General features: G+C 40.4%; 22 protein-coding genes, 1 pseudogene and 1 riboswitch. All 23 genes and pseudogenes read right to left on the reverse strand.

The window, feature by feature from the left end:
• Positions 1-9: 9 nt before the first annotated feature.
• Positions 10-1092: a flagellar biosynthesis protein FlhB gene (flhB, locus tag MLOOGBEN_RS02930; protein ID WP_179156748.1), complete on the reverse strand. Its 1083-nt coding sequence runs from the start codon at positions 1090-1092 to the stop codon at positions 10-12.
• Between the two features lie 3 nt (positions 1093-1095).
• Positions 1096-1869, reverse strand: a complete 774-nt coding sequence (gene fliR, locus MLOOGBEN_RS02935; protein ID WP_179156749.1) for a flagellar biosynthetic protein FliR — start codon at positions 1867-1869, stop codon at positions 1096-1098.
• 3 nt (positions 1870-1872) lie between these two features.
• A complete protein-coding gene (gene fliQ, locus MLOOGBEN_RS02940) occupies positions 1873-2142 on the reverse strand; it encodes a flagellar biosynthesis protein FliQ (RefSeq protein ID WP_179156750.1) in 270 nt (89 codons plus the stop codon).
• A gap of 11 nt (positions 2143-2153) precedes the next feature.
• Positions 2154-2906, reverse strand: coding sequence for a flagellar type III secretion system pore protein FliP (gene fliP / locus MLOOGBEN_RS02945; protein WP_179156751.1), 753 nt, complete (start codon positions 2904-2906; stop codon positions 2154-2156).
• Positions 2903-3487 carry a flagellar biosynthetic protein FliO gene (locus tag MLOOGBEN_RS29670; RefSeq protein WP_179156752.1) on the reverse strand — a complete coding sequence of 195 codons (585 nt, stop codon included), beginning with the start codon at positions 3485-3487 and terminating at the stop codon, positions 2903-2905. The genes fliP and MLOOGBEN_RS29670 overlap by 4 nt, the downstream gene beginning before the upstream one ends.
• A gap of 13 nt (positions 3488-3500) precedes the next feature.
• Positions 3501-3848 carry a flagellar motor switch protein FliN gene (fliN, locus tag MLOOGBEN_RS02955; RefSeq protein ID WP_179156753.1) on the reverse strand — a complete coding sequence of 116 codons (348 nt, stop codon included), beginning with the start codon at positions 3846-3848 and terminating at the stop codon, positions 3501-3503.
• A 28-nt stretch (positions 3849-3876) separates the two neighbouring features.
• On the reverse strand, positions 3877-4323 hold the full coding sequence (gene fliJ / locus MLOOGBEN_RS02960; RefSeq protein WP_179156754.1) for a flagellar export protein FliJ: 447 nt from the start codon (positions 4321-4323) through the stop codon (positions 3877-3879).
• Positions 4320-5615 (reverse strand): flagellar protein export ATPase FliI, encoded by a 1296-nt coding sequence (gene fliI / locus MLOOGBEN_RS02965; RefSeq protein WP_218781021.1) that lies wholly within the window; start codon positions 5613-5615, stop codon positions 4320-4322. Before fliI ends, fliJ begins: the two co-directional genes overlap by 4 nt.
• Positions 5616-5640: 25 nt before the next feature.
• Positions 5641-6387 (reverse strand): FliH/SctL family protein, encoded by a 747-nt coding sequence (locus MLOOGBEN_RS02970; protein WP_179156756.1) that lies wholly within the window; start codon positions 6385-6387, stop codon positions 5641-5643.
• On the reverse strand, positions 6377-7378 hold the full coding sequence (fliG, locus tag MLOOGBEN_RS02975) for a flagellar motor switch protein FliG (protein WP_179156757.1): 1002 nt from the start codon (positions 7376-7378) through the stop codon (positions 6377-6379). The genes MLOOGBEN_RS02970 and fliG overlap by 11 nt, the downstream gene beginning before the upstream one ends.
• A gap of 18 nt (positions 7379-7396) precedes the next feature.
• Positions 7397-8983, reverse strand: a complete 1587-nt coding sequence (fliF, locus tag MLOOGBEN_RS02980) for a flagellar basal-body MS-ring/collar protein FliF (protein WP_179156758.1) — start codon at positions 8981-8983, stop codon at positions 7397-7399.
• Between the two features lie 31 nt (positions 8984-9014).
• The gene (fliE, locus tag MLOOGBEN_RS02985) at positions 9015-9305 is read right to left on the reverse strand and encodes a flagellar hook-basal body complex protein FliE (RefSeq protein WP_179156759.1); all 291 of its coding nucleotides are present in this window, start codon (positions 9303-9305) and stop codon (positions 9015-9017) included.
• Positions 9306-9320: 15 nt separating this feature from the next.
• Positions 9321-9755: a flagellar basal body rod protein FlgC gene (gene flgC / locus MLOOGBEN_RS02990; RefSeq protein ID WP_179156760.1), complete on the reverse strand. Its 435-nt coding sequence runs from the start codon at positions 9753-9755 to the stop codon at positions 9321-9323.
• A gap of 8 nt (positions 9756-9763) precedes the next feature.
• Positions 9764-10147 carry a flagellar basal body rod protein FlgB gene (flgB, locus tag MLOOGBEN_RS02995; protein WP_179156761.1) on the reverse strand — a complete coding sequence of 128 codons (384 nt, stop codon included), beginning with the start codon at positions 10145-10147 and terminating at the stop codon, positions 9764-9766.
• A gap of 30 nt (positions 10148-10177) precedes the next feature.
• Entirely contained in the window at positions 10178-10540 is a 363-nt protein-coding gene (gene fliS, locus MLOOGBEN_RS03000; RefSeq protein WP_179156762.1) for a flagellar export chaperone FliS, read from the reverse strand.
• A 15-nt stretch (positions 10541-10555) separates the two neighbouring features.
• Positions 10556-10915: a hypothetical protein gene (locus MLOOGBEN_RS03005; protein ID WP_179156763.1), complete on the reverse strand. Its 360-nt coding sequence runs from the start codon at positions 10913-10915 to the stop codon at positions 10556-10558.
• A 21-nt stretch (positions 10916-10936) separates the two neighbouring features.
• Positions 10937-11182: pseudogene (gene fliN, locus MLOOGBEN_RS03010) on the reverse strand (flagellar motor switch protein FliN); the annotation flags it as partial.
• A gap of 121 nt (positions 11183-11303) precedes the next feature.
• Positions 11304-12239, reverse strand: coding sequence for a flagellar motor switch protein FliM (fliM, locus tag MLOOGBEN_RS03015; protein WP_179156765.1), 936 nt, complete (start codon positions 12237-12239; stop codon positions 11304-11306).
• A 118-nt stretch (positions 12240-12357) separates the two neighbouring features.
• Positions 12358-12444: riboswitch (cyclic di-GMP riboswitch) on the reverse strand.
• Between the two features lie 186 nt (positions 12445-12630).
• The gene (locus MLOOGBEN_RS03020; protein WP_179156766.1) at positions 12631-13455 is read right to left on the reverse strand and encodes a flagellar hook-basal body complex protein; all 825 of its coding nucleotides are present in this window, start codon (positions 13453-13455) and stop codon (positions 12631-12633) included.
• Between the two features lie 16 nt (positions 13456-13471).
• Positions 13472-13885 (reverse strand): flagellar hook capping FlgD N-terminal domain-containing protein, encoded by a 414-nt coding sequence (locus tag MLOOGBEN_RS03025; RefSeq protein ID WP_179156767.1) that lies wholly within the window; start codon positions 13883-13885, stop codon positions 13472-13474.
• A gap of 13 nt (positions 13886-13898) precedes the next feature.
• Positions 13899-14918: a flagellar hook-length control protein FliK gene (locus MLOOGBEN_RS29565; RefSeq protein WP_179156768.1), complete on the reverse strand. Its 1020-nt coding sequence runs from the start codon at positions 14916-14918 to the stop codon at positions 13899-13901.
• A 40-nt stretch (positions 14919-14958) separates the two neighbouring features.
• The gene (locus tag MLOOGBEN_RS03035; protein WP_179156769.1) at positions 14959-15639 is read right to left on the reverse strand and encodes a glucosaminidase domain-containing protein; all 681 of its coding nucleotides are present in this window, start codon (positions 15637-15639) and stop codon (positions 14959-14961) included.
• 3 nt (positions 15640-15642) lie between these two features.
• Entirely contained in the window at positions 15643-17166 is a 1524-nt protein-coding gene (gene fliD / locus MLOOGBEN_RS03040) for a flagellar filament capping protein FliD (protein WP_179156770.1), read from the reverse strand.
• Positions 17167-17455 lie beyond the last annotated feature (289 nt).

Raw genomic sequence — 17455 nt, forward strand, 5'->3', positions numbered from 1 at the left:
CCATCTCCTCTACTTGTTTAAAGTCCCTTTTACTTTATAAACGAACGCCAGCACTTCCGCTACTGCTTTAAATAGCTCTTCTGGAATTTCTTCGCCAATTTCAACACTCGCATATAATGTTCTGGCTAATGGTTTGTTCTCCATAATGACCACCCGATGCTCCTTCGCCACTTCTCTCATTTTAAGAGCTAAATAATCCGCACCTTTTGCCACCACAATTGGCACCTTAGTTTTCCCCGCCTCATAAGCAATCGCAACAGCAAAATGCGTTGGATTGGTGACCACTACCTGTGCTTTTGGAATTTCCTGCATCATCCGTGCACTTGAGATTTGACGTTGTTTTTCCTTGATTTTATGTTTAATTAACGGGTCACCCTCGGACTTTTTATGTTCATCTTTAATATCTTGTTTGGACATACGCAAATTCTTGGCATGATCAAATCGTTGATAAAAGAGATCTGCTATCGCAACGACAAGGTATACAGCAGAAATAACCATACCCAGCTTTACCGTAAGGGAGCCGAGAAATGAGACCATCCTCAGCGGTTCCATTTGCGGCATTTTCAGCAGCACCGTTTTTTGCTGCCAAAGAAAAATCCCTGTTACCGTTACAATGATCACAAGTTTTAAAATCGACTTTATAAACTCTACGATGGTTCGTGCTGAAAAGAGACGTTTTGCCCCTTCAACCGGATTGATTTTTTTAAGGTCCATTTTGATGGCTTCAGTGGAAAAAATAAATCCAACCTGCGCTAACGTAGAAACAAAGCTGCCAAACCAGGCGGCTAAGATAATGGGACCAGCAATGATCACACTTTCCTTTAATAATGTAAGGAATAGTAAGGCAATCGATTGCTGTGTTACATCCAGCACTAACCAATCCGAGAATCCCAGCCGATACATTTGTATGAAACGTTCAGCCATCTGCTCTCCATAAAATGACAAGAAAGAAAAAGAACATAACAAGACAATAGAATTCGATAAATCAGCACTTTTGGCTACCTGTCCTTTTTTCCTTGCCTCTTTCTTTTTTTGTGGAGTGGCCTTTTCAGTTTTTTCAGCAAATAGCTGTAAATCTAATGTTACGTACATCGTTTAAGCCCCTAGTATCTTCAGCATTTGTTCAAAGGAGTGAATCATAATCTGAACCAGCTTTTCCATAACGATAAAAAAGACCGGAATGAATACAAATAATACGATAAAATGAACAGCCATTTTAATCGGAATTCCGACAACAAATAGATTCATTTGTGGTACTGTTTTTGCTAATATCCCTAACGCAATATCCACTAAGAAGATCGTTGCAACAATGGGTGAAGCAATTAATATTGCGATCCAAAACATATCCTTCACAATCAGCAGCGATAAGTGAACGAGATTTTCCGAAACACTTGAAGGCAGCCAGGAATCGATTGGAATCCAATCGTAACTGGCCAATACTCCTTTTATTAAGACATGATGACCGTCTATGGACAAAAAAAATAGCATGGCTACGATGTAGAAGAATCTCCCAGTAAGATTTTCCTGGATACCGGTTTGCGGATTAAACATCGTTGCCATTGCAAAACCACTTTGCAAGTCAATAAAGCTTCCAGCCAGTTGAACAGCATACAACAAAATGTTTACAAAAAATCCCAAACACAGCCCAACTAGAACTTCTTTTAACACAAGGAAAAGATAGGATGTATCCATTTGGACTACTTGTTCTGGCTCCACCAAACCCACCACGAGCAGGCTGATAAAAAAAGCTGTTCCCCATTTAAATGGCGCGGGAATCTGCCGCTCCATCCATAACGGTGCCGTTACAAAAAAACACGTTAACCGAACAAACACTAACAAGAAAATTGGCAATTGGTATAGGATACTCATTGATTACCCTACGAAACGCGTTAGATTTGATAGGATATTCCTTGTGTAATCAACGAGATGAGTGAGCATCCAGGGACCAAAAAACAACAGGCTGACAAAAACAGCAATGATTTTTGGGGCAAAAGCCAGTGTCTGTTCCTGGATTTGGGTAATCGCTTGGAAAATACTAATTATTAATCCAACCGCCAAGGCAACGCCTAAAACAGGGGCCAAAACGAGTATAGTTAAATAGATTGAGCTTTGCGCAAGCCCCATTATGCTGTCTGGTGTCATAAAGTTACTCCTTATTTAAAGCTTACGAACAAAGATTGCACGACCAAGTTCCATCCATCCACTAAAATAAATAAGAGAATTTTAAAGGGCAGTGAAATAAGCGAAGGCGGCACCATCATCATTCCCATTGCCATTAGAACACTTGCGATAATCATGTCGATAATAATAAACGGGATAAAGATTAAAAAGCCCATTTGGAAAGCTGTTTTAAGTTCACTAATCGCAAAGGCAGGAACCAATGCTGTTAGGGGAATATCTTCAACCGATTGAATGTTCTTCGTGTTTCTGTATTCTAAAAAAAGCTGTAAATCACTTTCACGTGTTTGTTTTGCCATAAACTCCTTCATAGGAGAAACTGCTTTATCCAGGGCATCTTCTTGACTTAACCTTCCTTCTAAAAAGGGCTGAAGAGCCTGATTATTTACCTCTTGAAAAGTAGGCCCCATGACAAAGAAGGTTAAAATGATACTAAGTCCCATGATGACTTGAGTCGGCGGCATTTGCTGCGTGCCGAGTGCGGTTCGGACAAACGATAGAACAATCGCAATCCTCGTAAACGAAGTCATTAATAATAGAATACTAGGTGCAACCGATAGAATCGTTAGAAGGAGGATTAACTTTATCGATAATGCTGTACCTTCTAAATCTTCCGAGCCTCCCAGATCAAATGGAATACCTGGAATGGAAGTTGTATCGATTTCAGCAAAGACAGGATCCTGTCCTAAAAATAAGAGCAAAGGTGTAAGAAGGAGTAGTTTTTTCATCCATTCTCCCCCTTTTTTTGTTGGTCAGTGCCGGATTTCACTTCCTTTAATTGCTTTAAGAGAAGTTCATCCCACTTTTCCTGTGATGTCTTTTTAAGGTGAGCTCCCCATTTTGTTACCGTATCAATTGGTTTTTCCGCAACTGATTCGAGCAGCCTTCTTTGTTCATCACCCGGAGGGATGGTTCGAATCAGATTCACATCTTCTCCCACACCTAATAGGTATAAGGTATCTCCTATCATCACGATTTGTAAGGATCGATTGTTACCGAGTGAATGCCCCCCCAGTGCATGGAAAGGACCCCCTCCAGCGTACATCCTCGTTTTCTTAGATAGGTATTTTAGTACAATAAATAGAAGTAATAAGATTAATAGGAAGGAGCCAATAAATTTTAACGCATAAGGGACTACTGAAGCCTTAGCGGGTCCGGGATTTACTTTTGTTTCCGATTGATCTGCCGGTGAATCTTTTTCGAATTGTTCATACACGGTTCCCTCTTTTGCTTTAGCAACCGATAGTGGTAAAAGGGAAACCAGCAGACTAATCGTTAGTATTCTAATCCATTTTTTCCACGTATTCACAAGACTATCCCTCTCACTTGATTTTTCTCTCTTTTTCCTGTTCGGAGATCACGTCTGTAATCCGGATAGCAAATTTGTCATCCATGACCACTACCTCGCCAACAGCAATTGAATGTTTATTTACCAGCACATCCACGTATTCTCCGGCTAGTTTATTTAAGCCAATCACCGATCCCTTTTGCAGCTGAAGTATTTCGCGAACCGATTTTTTGGTTCTGCCTAATTCAAAAGAGACTTGAAGGGACACATCCGTTAATAGCTGTATTTGTTTTTTTCCAGCAGCTGCCGGTGCCTGTTCTGGTAACGGTGAAAATTGTACCGACTGTACCGCTCCATACGCTCCGCTCTTCTGTTCCTTCACGTTTGTCCGCTCCTTTCAAAAGAGGGTTCTACATGGATAGACGTTGATGAAAATGACGAATCGCTGCCATTTCATCCATCAGATCCTGCTCGATTTTTTTCTGTTTCTGAATATATTTCTCAAACGCTTTGTCACGCAAATGATTCCAGGTTTTTTCATCTTTTTGCTTGTCCAATAAATCTAGTTTCTTAGCTGCAATCTCTTTATCAATCAAGTTGATTTGCATTTCTAACTGAGACATTTGTTGGTTTAAGTACGTATGATACTCATTACGTTGTTGGATATCAGCAATGGAAGCAGTCACTTTTCCAGTGCCTTCCTGTTGTAAAAATAGATTTTTTTTCTGTTCCAAGGCCAGGTGTTCATTCATGATATCTTCCTTTTTTCTTCCAATCCGTCCTAACTCTATTAAAGCTTGCTCTTTTTCCTTTTCTTTAAGGTTTAAAATATGAATATATGGAAATTGAAAGGTCACAGTCGTACATCCTCCCCAAATTTAGTTAGCAGCTGTTCAATGGTAGAATCTATCGATGGGGATTCATTTGTCCTTTGCTTCACAAATTGATCAATCCATTCCTTCACATCTACAGCCCGGTCGATATCCCGGTCCGTCCCTCTCTTGTATGCCCCAATTTGAATTAAATCCTCGGCATTTTGATACACACTTTTATGCTGCTTTAGCATCTCCGCTGCTTGTAAATGTTCACGAGTCACAATTTCACTCATCACTCGGCTTACACTCGATAAAACATCAATCGCCGGATATACTCCATTACGAGCAAGTTTCCGGTCTAAGACGATATGGCCGTCCAAAATCCCGCGAACACTATCGGCAATCGGTTCATTCATATCGTCCCCATCTACCAATACCGTATAAAAAGCAGTAATACTGCCATTTGCATTTGTTCCTGCCCTCTCCAGCAAACGTGGCAGCAAAGCAAACACAGAGGGAGTGTATCCTTTCGTTGCTGGAGGTTCACCAATCGCTAAACCAATTTCCCTTTGCGCCATCGCATATCGCGTGACAGAGTCCAGCATTAAATTGACATTCATCCCTTGGTCACGAAAAAACTCGGCAATCGCAGTAGCAATCATCGCTCCCTTGATTCGAATCAGTGCTGGCTGATCCGAAGTGGCTGCGACAACAACTGACTTTTTCAACCCTTCCTCACCTAAATCCCGTTCAATGAAGTCCAATACTTCCCGGCCGCGTTCGCCAATTAATCCGATGACATTGACATCTGCTTCTGTGTTCCTGGCAATCATGCCTAGAAGGGTACTTTTTCCAACACCGCTGCCCGCAAATACCCCTACCCTTTGTCCTTTTCCAACGGTTAACAGCCCATCAATCGTTCGAACACCTACACTCAATGGTTCTGTGATTCTCGGTCTGGTTAAGGGGTTCGGAGGGAGATTATCCGTTCCAGCCTCCAGGAGTCCCGCTGGAAGTGAGCTTCCATCCATCGGGTTGCCAAGCCCATCCAACACTTTACCTAAAAGATCCATTCCTACCTTAACGGTTAACGGTTTTCCTGTTGATACTACATCACAGCCAGGTGCAATCGATTGAAGCTCCCCTAGCGGCATCAATAAAACTTTATGATTACGAAATCCTACAACTTCTGCTTTGATTGGTTTCTGTTGCTGCGGGGAAAAGATATGACAGATATCTCCCAGCTTCACATCAGGACCTTGGGACTCAATGGTTAATCCAATCACCTGTGTTACTTTTCCGTTCATTTTAATTGGATTAATGGTTTCTAGCATGTCGAGGTAGGATTTAATCTTCCATTTACTCACGGGAATCCTCCTGTTGATAAGCAAGCAGAACTTGTTTGATTTCACTTAGCTGTACATCAATTCTCGCATCCACACTGCCAGATGAGGTTCGAATAATACATCCCCCCTGCTGGATTGAATAATCAGGGAAAACCTTGATCTCTACCTGTCCGTTGTCCATGGCGAGTAATTGCTCTCTTTGCTTCTGAACAAATGAGAAATCTTCAGGTGCCACACCAATTGAAATAGAGTCGGTCTCGTAAACAGACGACAGCGTTTGTTTAATAATATGGAGTAAAGCATCTGGATTAGTTTTCAATTCCTGTTGAATCACCTTTTTGGCAATTTCCATCGTCAATTCAATCACAAACGGGTCAGCTTCTTGAATAATGGCAGCTTTTTCGTGATAGGCTTTCTCTAATATATCTGCTGCTTTTTGCAAATGAAATTGATACTGTTCCTTTGCATGCAGATTGCCATCCTCAATCCCAAGCTGATAGCCATCTTCATACCCCCGCCGTTTTTCTTCCTCCAATTGTGAACGAAAGCTTTCCTCTTCCCTCGTTCGCCACTCGTTTAATTCTTGTTCTGCACGTTGCTTTTGATGCTCTATCTCCAACAGTAGTTGTTCTTTCTGAAGATGAACGAATGGCTGCGGCTGAATAACCTCCACCAACATATGCTCACGTATTGGAACACCGACAACCTTTTGGCCATTTTTTGCTACGACATTAAATGATTTTACGAGTCTAGATGACACGATTCTCTTCCCCATTTCGAGAAATGATGATAACACCGTCTTCTTCTAATTTACGAATGACCGTTACAATTCTGCCCTGCGCATCTTCCACATCTTTCACTCGAACTTGCTCATTTGAGTTCAACAGTTCCTCAAGCCCCTCTTCACGTCGTTTTGAAATATTTCGGAAAATGGCATCTTTCACTCCTTGGGTTGTCATTCTTAGCGCCAGATATAGGTCCTGATTTTGAACATCCATTAAAACTCGCTGAATCGATCGATTATCAAGATAAGCAATATCATCGAACACAAACATTCTCTGTTTAATTTCATTGGCTAATTCAGGGTCCTCGTTTTCCAATGTTTCAAGAATATTTTTTTCTGTACCACGATCTACACTGCTTAATATGCTGACAATAGAGTCAATTCCTTTTTGTGATTCATGTTTTTGTGAACTTGTCATCGTAAGCCTTTCCTGTAAAACCTGTTCTACTTGATGGATTATTTCTGGGGACGCCGTATCCATCATCGCAATTCGCTTGGCAATATCAATTTGTCTTTCCGGTGGAAAAACGGAAAGCGTCGCTGCTGCCTTTTCTGCATCTAAGTAGGATAAAACCAAGGCAACGGTTTGGGCATTTTCATATTGAAGTAAATGAAAAATTTGTGATTGCTCGACCTGCTGGATAAACTGAAATGGCCTGTTGTTGGTCCGATTGCCCATCCGTTTTAGAAAACCAGCGGCTTTATCCGGACCAAAGGTGCGTTTTAATAATTCTGTTGCCGTATCAATTCCTCCATAGGAAACGATATTTGAGTCGACGGCCAGTTGATGAAATTCCCTTACAATCTTCTCCTTTACATCGGAGGTAACCCTGCGCAATTCAGTAATTTCCTTTGTGATACTTTCTATTTCTTTTTCTTCTAAATGTTTCATGATCCCCGCTGAAACATCCGGCCCGACGGAAAGCAATAATATTGCTGCCTTTTGTGTGTTTGTATACTGTTCCATCTAATCGCTCCCTTACCACTAATCCCTTGAAAGCCAATTTCGCAGCAGTCCTACAAATTCCTCCGGCTGTTGCATGGCCATTTGTTCTACTTGCTTTTTAATGGCCACTTTTTCATCTTCCTTCAACTCAACAGGCTTAACCGGAACTTCTTGATAAATTGGAAATGGATCGTCCTCTTCTTCTTTTGATTTTCTCCGGCGTACTAAAGCGAATAGAACCATTAATATAACCAATCCGCCAGTACCGATAAGGGCATACTTCCACCAAGCCCATGCTGGGATGATGCTGGATTTCTCTTCTATTATCGGCAATTCTGCTTTCCCGTTAAATTCCTGTGAGAACACAGTAATTCGTGATTGTATATCTTGATTGGTTAATGCAGGATTTGAACTTAATGCCGTTCGAACCACATTGGATAGAATTTGTTGTATATTTTCCTTTGTTGCATTCGTTAAGGAGGCAGGTTTGTCTGGATCTGGCGGTTCCACCCCAACATTGATGGTCAAATCCTCAATTTTATAGGGACTTTGTACAATCTCATTTGTAATTCGATTCACTTCATAGTTCACACGTTTTTCTAATTCTTCAGAAGTATTTTCCTGTGATGGGTTGGTACCTGCATAACCAGCAATATCCGTTTCACCTGTTCCATCCACACCGGCAGCCGTATCCTTCCCACTGTATTTTTTCGAAACCTCTTCGACGCTGACAGCAATGCCTTCATTTTCAGCTGAAGGTTCTACCAAATCCTCACGTGTTTTCACTTGATCAAAATTTAGACGTACAAATGCTTGAACGAGAACTTTGTTATGCCCCATAATCGTTCCGAGCATCTGCTGCAGGTCTTTTTGAATATCCGCTTCAATATCTTTCTGAATCTTCCGCTGCTGATCAAAATTATCCAATGCACCTGTTGAGTGTTCCGGCAGGTCCAATCCTTGCCCGCCCTGGTCTGTCATAACAATATTTTCCTTCGGCAGGTTTGGCACACTTTTTGAAACCAAATGATATAAAACCTGAATTTCCTTTGGTTCTAATTCATAACCTGGTTCCAATTCAATGACCGCGGAGGCTGAGGCTTGTTCCTTCTCATCCGCTTGGACAAACAAGCTTTCCTGAGGCGTAGTTAGTACAACAGCCGCATTTTTCACCCCTTCGACATGCCGCAGCAGATCAGCGACTTCTCCTTGAAGCGCCTCTTTTTCCATGGCATCCAACTGACGATCTGTTGCCCCAAACTGCAAATCCTTTGTCATATCAAAAAAACTAATGGTACCCGTTTTCGGGAGCCCCTTTGAAGCCAATGAGACTAATAACTGATCAACATCTTCCTGTGGCACTAGAATAGTTGTCCCGTTACGATCTAGTTTATAATCGGTATATCCCTCTTGATCCAATTCTGCTTTGATATCACCAATTTCCTTTTGACTCATCTCATTTGTAAATAATGGGACATAAGTGGATTTTGATAGAAAAAAGATAGAGAGAGACAAAGCCACTATGATGGCGATAAAAATGCCAATGTATAGAAACCTTCTTTTTTTACTGACCGAATTCCAAAAATATATGTTTTTTTCTTTAAAGTCACGTATTTGTTGATTCATGCTCACTCCACTATTTCATCTGTAGATTTTACTAGATTTGCATTCTCATCATTTCTTGATAGGCTTCAACCGCTTTATCTCGTACTTGTGTTGTTAGGGAAACGGCAATACTTGCTTTTTGGGCTGCGATGGTTACATCGTGTAAATTTATGGCTTCCCCTTTTGCCAGCGATAGAGACTTCGATTCAAAGTCTTTTACCGCACCATTTGCATCCTGGATATACTGATTCAGCAGGGATCCAAAAGAGGAATCCGCTGTACTTTGCTGCTTGTTGACTATTGGTAAACTATTCGTAAACGCTTGAATATTCGATATGTTCATCAGCTATTTCCCACCTTATCTTCCAATCTCAAGAGCTTTTACCAGCATCGATTTACCTGCATTAAACGCTGTTATATTGGCTTCATAGGCTCTTGTTGCAGCCATTAAATCAACCATTTCCTTTGTCACATCTACATTCGGCATCATGACATAGCCTTGCTCATTGCTGTCAGGGTTCGATGGATCATAGACTGCCTGAAATGGGCTTGTATCTTCGACGATTTTATTTACTTTGACTCCAGAGAGTTCTCTCTGTAAATAATTAGCAAACGATGAAGTCTGGTTTGCGGTCACTTCTACCATTTTTCGGCGATATGGGACCCATTCTCCGTTAACAAATTGTCCTCTTGTTGTGTTCGCATTGGCAATATTAGAGGAAACAACATCTAACTTTAATCGATTCGCTGTTAAGGCTGATCCGCTAATCGAAAGAGATTGAAATATCGACATTATTCTCGTCACCTCGCCCTAATCGCTGTTTTTAATAAATTAAACTCTTCATTCAATCCATATGTTAACGATTGATACCAAATGGTATTTTCACTTAGCTTCGACATTTCATAATCTAAATCCACACCATTACCGCTGTTTTGGAAAACAATATTTTCCTGTTCAAGCTTTGGAGAAGGAAGACGAGATGTTTCTCCAATTTGGACATGCTTTGAGTGGGTGCGGTTCCCAATAAACTGGCCCTTTACTTCTTGCTGCAGCAATTCTTCGAAGGATACCTTGGAAGGTTTAAAATAAGGGGTATTTACATTGGCGATATTATTTGAAATGGACTTTTGACGTAAAGAGGAGGCATCTAAGGCTCTCGACATTATCCCAATCATTTGATTCATTTTTTCACCCACTTTTAAAAATCTTCTAACCTATAATGATTTCATCGCTTGTACCCAAGTTGTTTTTAACTCCTGAAACATTCCCTCTATTTCCTTAAGAATCTCGATGTCTTTCGTCATATTCGCTTCAATCAATCTTTGTTTCATATAATCATAGAGAGAAAAAAGAGAATTTGACGCTTCAATTCCCATATTTAATGTCACCATGAGTTCCGTAATAATTTCTTGTGTTTTCATAATCAAAGAATGTGCCTTTGCCGGATCCTTTTTCTCAATCGCCAGCTTTGCCTGATTCAGGAACTTTACGCCGCCATTATAGAGCATGAGTGTCAGCTCTTCTGGTTTTGCCATCATGATTTGATTTCTTTGGTAGATTTCATTTGGATTTATCATTCTTCAGATCCCCCTTTACCTCTTACTATCATAAAAAACTCCCTTTGAAACCGATATCCGATCTTCATATTGACTTCTAAGATTTTGTTCATTTTGCATGTACCGAACACGATTTGATAGCTTTTTCATTGTTTGTTTCAGCTGGTTTTGAATTTCCTTTTCATAGACTGAAAGTTCGGTGAGCTGTACCTGAATAATCTCGTTCAGGAGGACCATACCGGCTTTTGCATCCAACCTATCAATCGTAGAAATACAAACTTCTCTCTGTTCGATCAGTACAGGGACCTTTTCCACTTCCCCTTGATGCAAAGCATTCAATATCGACTTCGATAACTCAAAGTATTGCTTCAATAGTGTTTCTTTTTCTTCTATCATTTTTCATCACCCTTATGATTGTCATAAAGGAGATTGACAAATTTCCTTTATTCTTACCCCGAAGTGTTCTTCAATCACAACAACTTCACCTTTTGCAATCAGCTTGCTGTTCACATAAACATCAACGGGTTCACCAGCCATCTTGTCTAATTCGACAATCGACCCACTGGTTAATTCAAGAACTTCGCTAATTTTCTTTTTAGTTCTCCCTAACTCCACAACAATCTCTAAGGGAATATCTAATAGCAGGTCCAAATTCATTTTTTCATTCAGGGATTGGCCAAAATCATCCTGCTCCAGCTCAGTAAACTGAAACGGTTCATTGATTATACTCTGTTGGCTGTTTCCAAGGAGTGCATCCATTTCATCTTGTGTGAGTTTCCCCTTTTCAATCATTTTTGCCTTCTCCTTCTATTAAATGCTCAATCTTAACGGCAACTCTGGACTTCTTCGTTCCTGGGTGGGCTAAGAACTTTATTTCCTCATTCACCCTTACTTGCAGAGGCTCATCCACCAATTGGTTTAATTGAATAACATCATTTACGTTTAAGCCAAGTATTTCTTCCATCGTAATCGCCGCCCGCCCTAACTCCGTAATAACAGGAACAATTAAATGCTCAATCCGTCCTTGTAAAAATTCACTCTCTTCCTTGTTTTTCACCCATTTTCCATGTCCGTACCAATTATGGGAGGATAACTTCGGAATAAATGGTTCTAACAATATGTATGGAATACATAGATGCATGGATTCTTCCACTTTTCCAACTGTTAGTTGGAAAGTGATGACAATGACCGTCTCCGTCGGGATTCCCAATTGCAAAAACTGGGGATTTGTTTCCATGTTCAAAAACTTGAGCGGGAGCACCATAATATCACTCCAGGCTTTCTGCAGGATTTGAACGACTCCCTCCAGTAAACGCTTTAATACGTTAGCTTCAATGGGAGTTAAGGAAGACCGCCCCCAATCCTCTGCCATACCTTTGCCTCCTAAAAGCCGATCAATCATCACAAAAGCCATTTCAGGCTTTATATCCATCGCCATTCGAAAACCTTGTTCACCTGATTCAAACACACTTAAAATCGTAGTGTCCGGCAGCTGGTTAATAAATTCCTCGTACAGCATTTGTTCAACCGCATTGACCTCTACTTGGACAAATGAACGTAACTCAGATGAAATAAAGGATGCAAGCTGATAAGCAAAATTCTCATGTATTCTGGTCAACACCCGCACCTGCTCCATCGATAACCGCAATGCTTTTTTAAAATCATATACTTTTAAATTAGCAGGGGTGCCACCATGGGAATCTAAAACACGAAAGTCCATTTAATCACCCTCCTTCCTTTCGAATTGACTAAAAAAAGGCAACAAAAAAAGACGAGACTACTCCGAAGAATAGTCTCGTCCATAGCTAAATAAACTACTAGATTAGGACAATCTATGTTTCGGTAACTGGCTGGCATACTGCTTCCACAATTTAGCCCCTATAGCTTTGCGTCTCTGAGTTTCCTCAGATTTGCCTTTTTCGATTTTTGAAATATTGTACAAAAAAAGCATAACATTACAATTATTAATTTTCAAATATATTTTGTAGAATACCCCCATAAAATGACGAATAACATCGAATGTTTACGAAAAATTAACATAATATATATAATTCTTGAAAAATATGTAAAAAAAGAGAGAATATCGTCGATTGATATCCTCTCTTTATCTATTATCTTTTTAAATTCACCAATTCTTCCAATATTTGATCTGATACTGTGATGATTTTGGAATTCGCTTGGAATCCACGCTGAGCGGTAATCATTTCCGTTAATTCTTCGGATAAATCAACGTTGGACATTTCCAGTGCCCCTGAGATCATTTGTGCATTGCTTCCCTCTGTAAGTAGTGTGGCAATGGAGGCAGCATCTGCATTAGGTGTTAAAGAATACAACGACCCACCGGCTTTCAATAATCCCTTTGGATTGTCAACCGCTATGGTTCCAATTTTCAATCCGGAATCTTCACTTGTTCCATCCGGGTTGACTCCAATAATGCTGCCATTTGCATCAATGGAAAAAGTAATATATTGATCCGGGATGTTAATAGAATTGCCATCTTGACCAACCACAAACATACCATTCTGATTGACCAAATTATTACTGCTGTCTAATGTAAAATTCCCAGCTCTTGTTAAAAATTGCTTCTGAGCAGCATTTTCAACCACAAAAAATGCGTCTCCATCAAGATAGAGGTCGGTGCCGATATTTGTTGTTGTCGGGCTTCCCGGTGTGTGAAGGGTATCAATGCTTCCAACTCTTGTACCTAAACCCACCTGAATCGGATTTGTCCCACCTGATAGTGGAATGGGATTGGGACCTGGTGTTTGTGTTGGACCTGTTGCCCCTTTAATCGTCTGACTGAAAATATCTTCAAATATGACACGGCCTTTTTTAAATCCCACTGTATTAACGTTCGCGATATTGTTACCAATCACATCCAATTTCGTTTGAAACCCTTTTAATCCGGATACCCCTGAATTTAATGAACGAAGCATGTATTTGTTCCTCCTCTTATTGATTCATTTCCATTGATTGAATGGAACTTGATAGAATTTCATGGTCACCTATTTTAAAATACACTTGATTATTCTTGTAATTAATCCCTGTAACCGTTCCGCTCTCTTGTACATTGGTTTCTGGGTTTGTCCAGGAGACGTTATTCCCAAGAACATAAGAATATTGACTTAAATTATTACTTGAATCCAAGTAGGCTGTCAGCGAGCTATTCAGGTTGGAAAGCTGTTCTAATACGCTTAACTGTGCCATTTGTGCCACGAATTCACCGTCTTTTTGCGGTTGTGTGGGATCTTGGTTTTGAAGCTGAGTAACCAGTATTTTCAAAAATGCTTCTTTTCCCAGTTCTTGCTTTGGCTGGGTGCTAGTTGCTTGCGCTGTGTAGGAATTAATCGTATTGATGGATGTCATGTTTTTTCCTCCCTTACACGGTTGTATTGATTTGCGAAACCCATCCGGGGTCTGTTATGTAATCGCGGTAATCTTCCTGTGCTGGCAGCTGAACGGGTTCACTTCGCTTTCGCGAATCCTGCTGCCCCGGTCTTCCATTCGAATCTCCCTTTTGAGAGAAAGCTCCCATAAAACTTAACTGGGTGGAGGTTTGCTGCGTAATATCAATTTTCCCTACCTGCAAACCCTGTGTTTCTAGTGCTGAGCGTAACGCTTGGATATGAGTTTCAAGCAATTCTTTTCCTAACGGAGTACTGGTAAGAAATTCTGCTGTCAGCTTCCCATCCTGAATCGTTACTTTTACATCTACCTTCCCCAAATGCCCAGGAGTAAGAGTGAATGCAGCCTCAATCCCATCTCCCATTCCAGTTACATTTATCGATGATTGTAAAAACTTTGTTATTTCTTGATCAAATTGATCAGCATGTACCGTCTGAGTAGTGGGTATTACGTTCTCACTTGAGATATTCGGCTGATTCATCGGTGTTGAATGTGTCAGGGGAATAAACTCTGTCGGAGAGTTTTTGTTGTGTTGCGCGGCATGCTGCGATTCACTTTGCCCAGAATCCTCACTAATTTGAATTAACCCAGCTAATCCTTTAACACTTTCATCTGTTGCTATATCCATTTCTTCTGTTACCTTGAAAAATGTTACTGCATCGGTCCGTAGTTCGCTCATGTTTTCAGCTGATGGCGGAGGTTCATTTTTGAACGATTGGAGCACGGAATGATCTACTACCTGTTTCGCAATTATTGGTTCCCCTTGTGAAGGAAAGCTTTCTACTACCATGGGTTTAGAAAAAGGGTCCATTAATGGATGCAGTTGTGGAAGAAACAACTGGTTCACCAGCTCCATTGACTCCGCATCTTTTTCTTCCATTTGCCCAATTAGCTGCAACACTGCGTCAAAACCAGCGTCCTGTTCTTCCTCTTTCCCTGCCAATTTGCCTGGTTGATTCATACTGATAATTTGTATTCCTGAAAGCTGGATCACGTCCTGCCACCTACTCTTTCCTTTATATAAAAGGTACCAATTAAGCGAATTTATTCCCTGTTGTTAAGGTATCAAAGTAGCGCTGAACACCTGTTAGCCAGTGATGATTAAGTTGAGTTGGATCATTGGCTGCGCCAATTGGTGCATACTTGGCCCCAATTTGTGCGATCGTTAATTTCCCTTTATCTAAATAGTTTTGACGGAGATTACGGGCCATATCAAAAATGCTTTCTTCAATGGAAGAATAAGATTTTAAACCGTTTTTCCCCATCATCCCTGCCACATTAAATTTAAAGCGAGCAGCGTTAGACGTTCCGTTACCCGTTTCATGGATGGAGATAGCCGCCAGAAGAGCAGGATCGATATTATACTTTTTCCCTGCTTCCGCAAAAAGGTGGCCTGTATTCTGCAAAACTCCCTTTAGATGTGGATTAAGATCGTTCCCACCCGTTTTTGTAGAAGTAAGAGAGGCAATTGGTAATGTTCCCGCTATTGGCCGAGAAACAAACGAATTCAAACTAGTCAATAGCAGAGATGAAATATCTAGATTACTAGTAGATTTCTGATTCTTTTCGGCTTGCAGCAAAACTTGTTCAAGCAATTGCTCGAAGGAACTGCTGGATAGACCTGATAGATTCGAAAGATTACTTTGCCCGAGGCGCGAAGTATCCAGAATCGTTTTTTGTAGGAGCCAATTACTAGACAATGAACCAATATTCATAGACTACATACCTCCGCCCATTTGCTGAGATAGCCAAGAGCTTTGTGAATTTAGACGAGACATCGCTTGCTCCATTGCCGCAAATTGGCGATAATATTGTGCCTCTTTTCGATACAACTTCTCGGTTTGGCGAGTAATATCTGTTTGGGTGTTTGATAATAACCTTCCAATAACACTTTGATCATACTGGTTATTTCCTGTATAACCCGCTTTATTGGTCAACTCTTTAATCCCGTCCTGTAAAACATCGGAAATTTGATTGATGACTCCACTTGTCCCTTTACTAGGATCTCCCAGTTGTGAGAATAGCTTTTCGACTGCATCAGGATCTGCTTGAATCGCCGCTCTTAATTTTGTTTCATCCACATAAAGTTTTCCTTTGTCCTGATAGCTTCTAGATGAAATCCCAATTGACGAAAGTGAATTGTAGGAACTGCCATTATCGACAATAGAAGTCATCATACTCCGCATTTTCGTAACCAGCCCAGATAGAATACTATCACTGCGAAGAAGACCGCTTTTAGCTTTTTCCTCCCACATTTCAATCTGTTTCTCAGACATCTCACTTTTCTGTTCTTCCAAAAGGGGCAGGTAATCCCGATAAACTGGATCACTTACCGCCTTGTTTATTTTTTCTAGCAGACCATTATATTGATCTACAAAATCTTTAATATTTTTAACGACTCCGTCCGTGTTTTGCGAAACAGTAACCGTGCTTGCCCCGATGGTTGGACTTTTAAAGGAAAAGTTGATTCCCATGATGGTCGCATGATTAGATGTTAAGGTCGTAATTTCATTCCCATTAAAAATGACATTGGCATTTTGACCTGTTGCAACTAGGTTTGTTGTGTTTAGACCCAGTGTGTTTTTTAAGAACGCCTGACTCTCAGCACTTGTATTCATACTTAGGTCAATTTTGGTGGCTGCTCCGGTTTCCTTAGTTTTTAAGGTGAATTGCTGTAAGGTTGGGTCATAAAAAGCTTGCAGGCCTAAGCTTTTCCCCGTGCTGTCCTTGGCACCATTTATTTTTGCGACGACATCGTTTATCGTATCTGTTGTTTTAATATCAAGCGTTACTGTTTTACTGTTTACATTCATTACAATCGAAGTATCTGCTGTTAATTGACTTGTACCTTGAACTGTATTTCCAAGCGACTTCGTTGGATCTAGAATTACTTTATCACCAGTAAAAGTGGCTGCACCTGCCAATTGTTTTACTTCCACAGAATACGAACCTGCTAAGGAAGTGCCTGAAGCTGTGGCTGAAATGGAATTCTCCTGGCTGGAAGTAACATCAAAGGTATTATACGTTTTTGATAGACTCATATTTAAAATCGTATTCGACCGAAACGCTAACAAATCCGTATTCCATTGCCGATATGTATCACTTAACCATGTTTGCTTTTGCTGGTTTTGTTTCAGTTTATTAAGCGAGATACTCTCCGCATTCATCAGCTTTTTAACAATAGAGTCTGTATCCATTCCAGAAGCAAACCCTGTTAACCTAGTGATAGAGGAATAATTCACAGCTAATCACCCCATATAAATATACTCTCTATCATAGTATCGGCAGGTTTGTGAGGAAAATAGAGGGGGATTTTAATAAAAAATAAGGTTTTCCCGATATAGTGGGTTTTTTCCTGATAAAATGGTGTTTTTCCTGATATATATTAATTTTTCCTGATATATATTAATTTTTCCTGATATCTTCAAAATAGAGGACTTTTCTACTCAACAGCGAATTATTATGGAGAAATAATAAAAGGAGTGGATAAAACTGATTCTAAAAAAGCGGCCTAAACCAATAGAAATCATT

Origin of the sequence: Bacillus sp. EB106-08-02-XG196, assembly GCF_013396335.1 — a bacterium.
Lineage (GTDB): Bacteria > Bacillota > Bacilli > Bacillales > Cytobacillaceae > Neobacillus.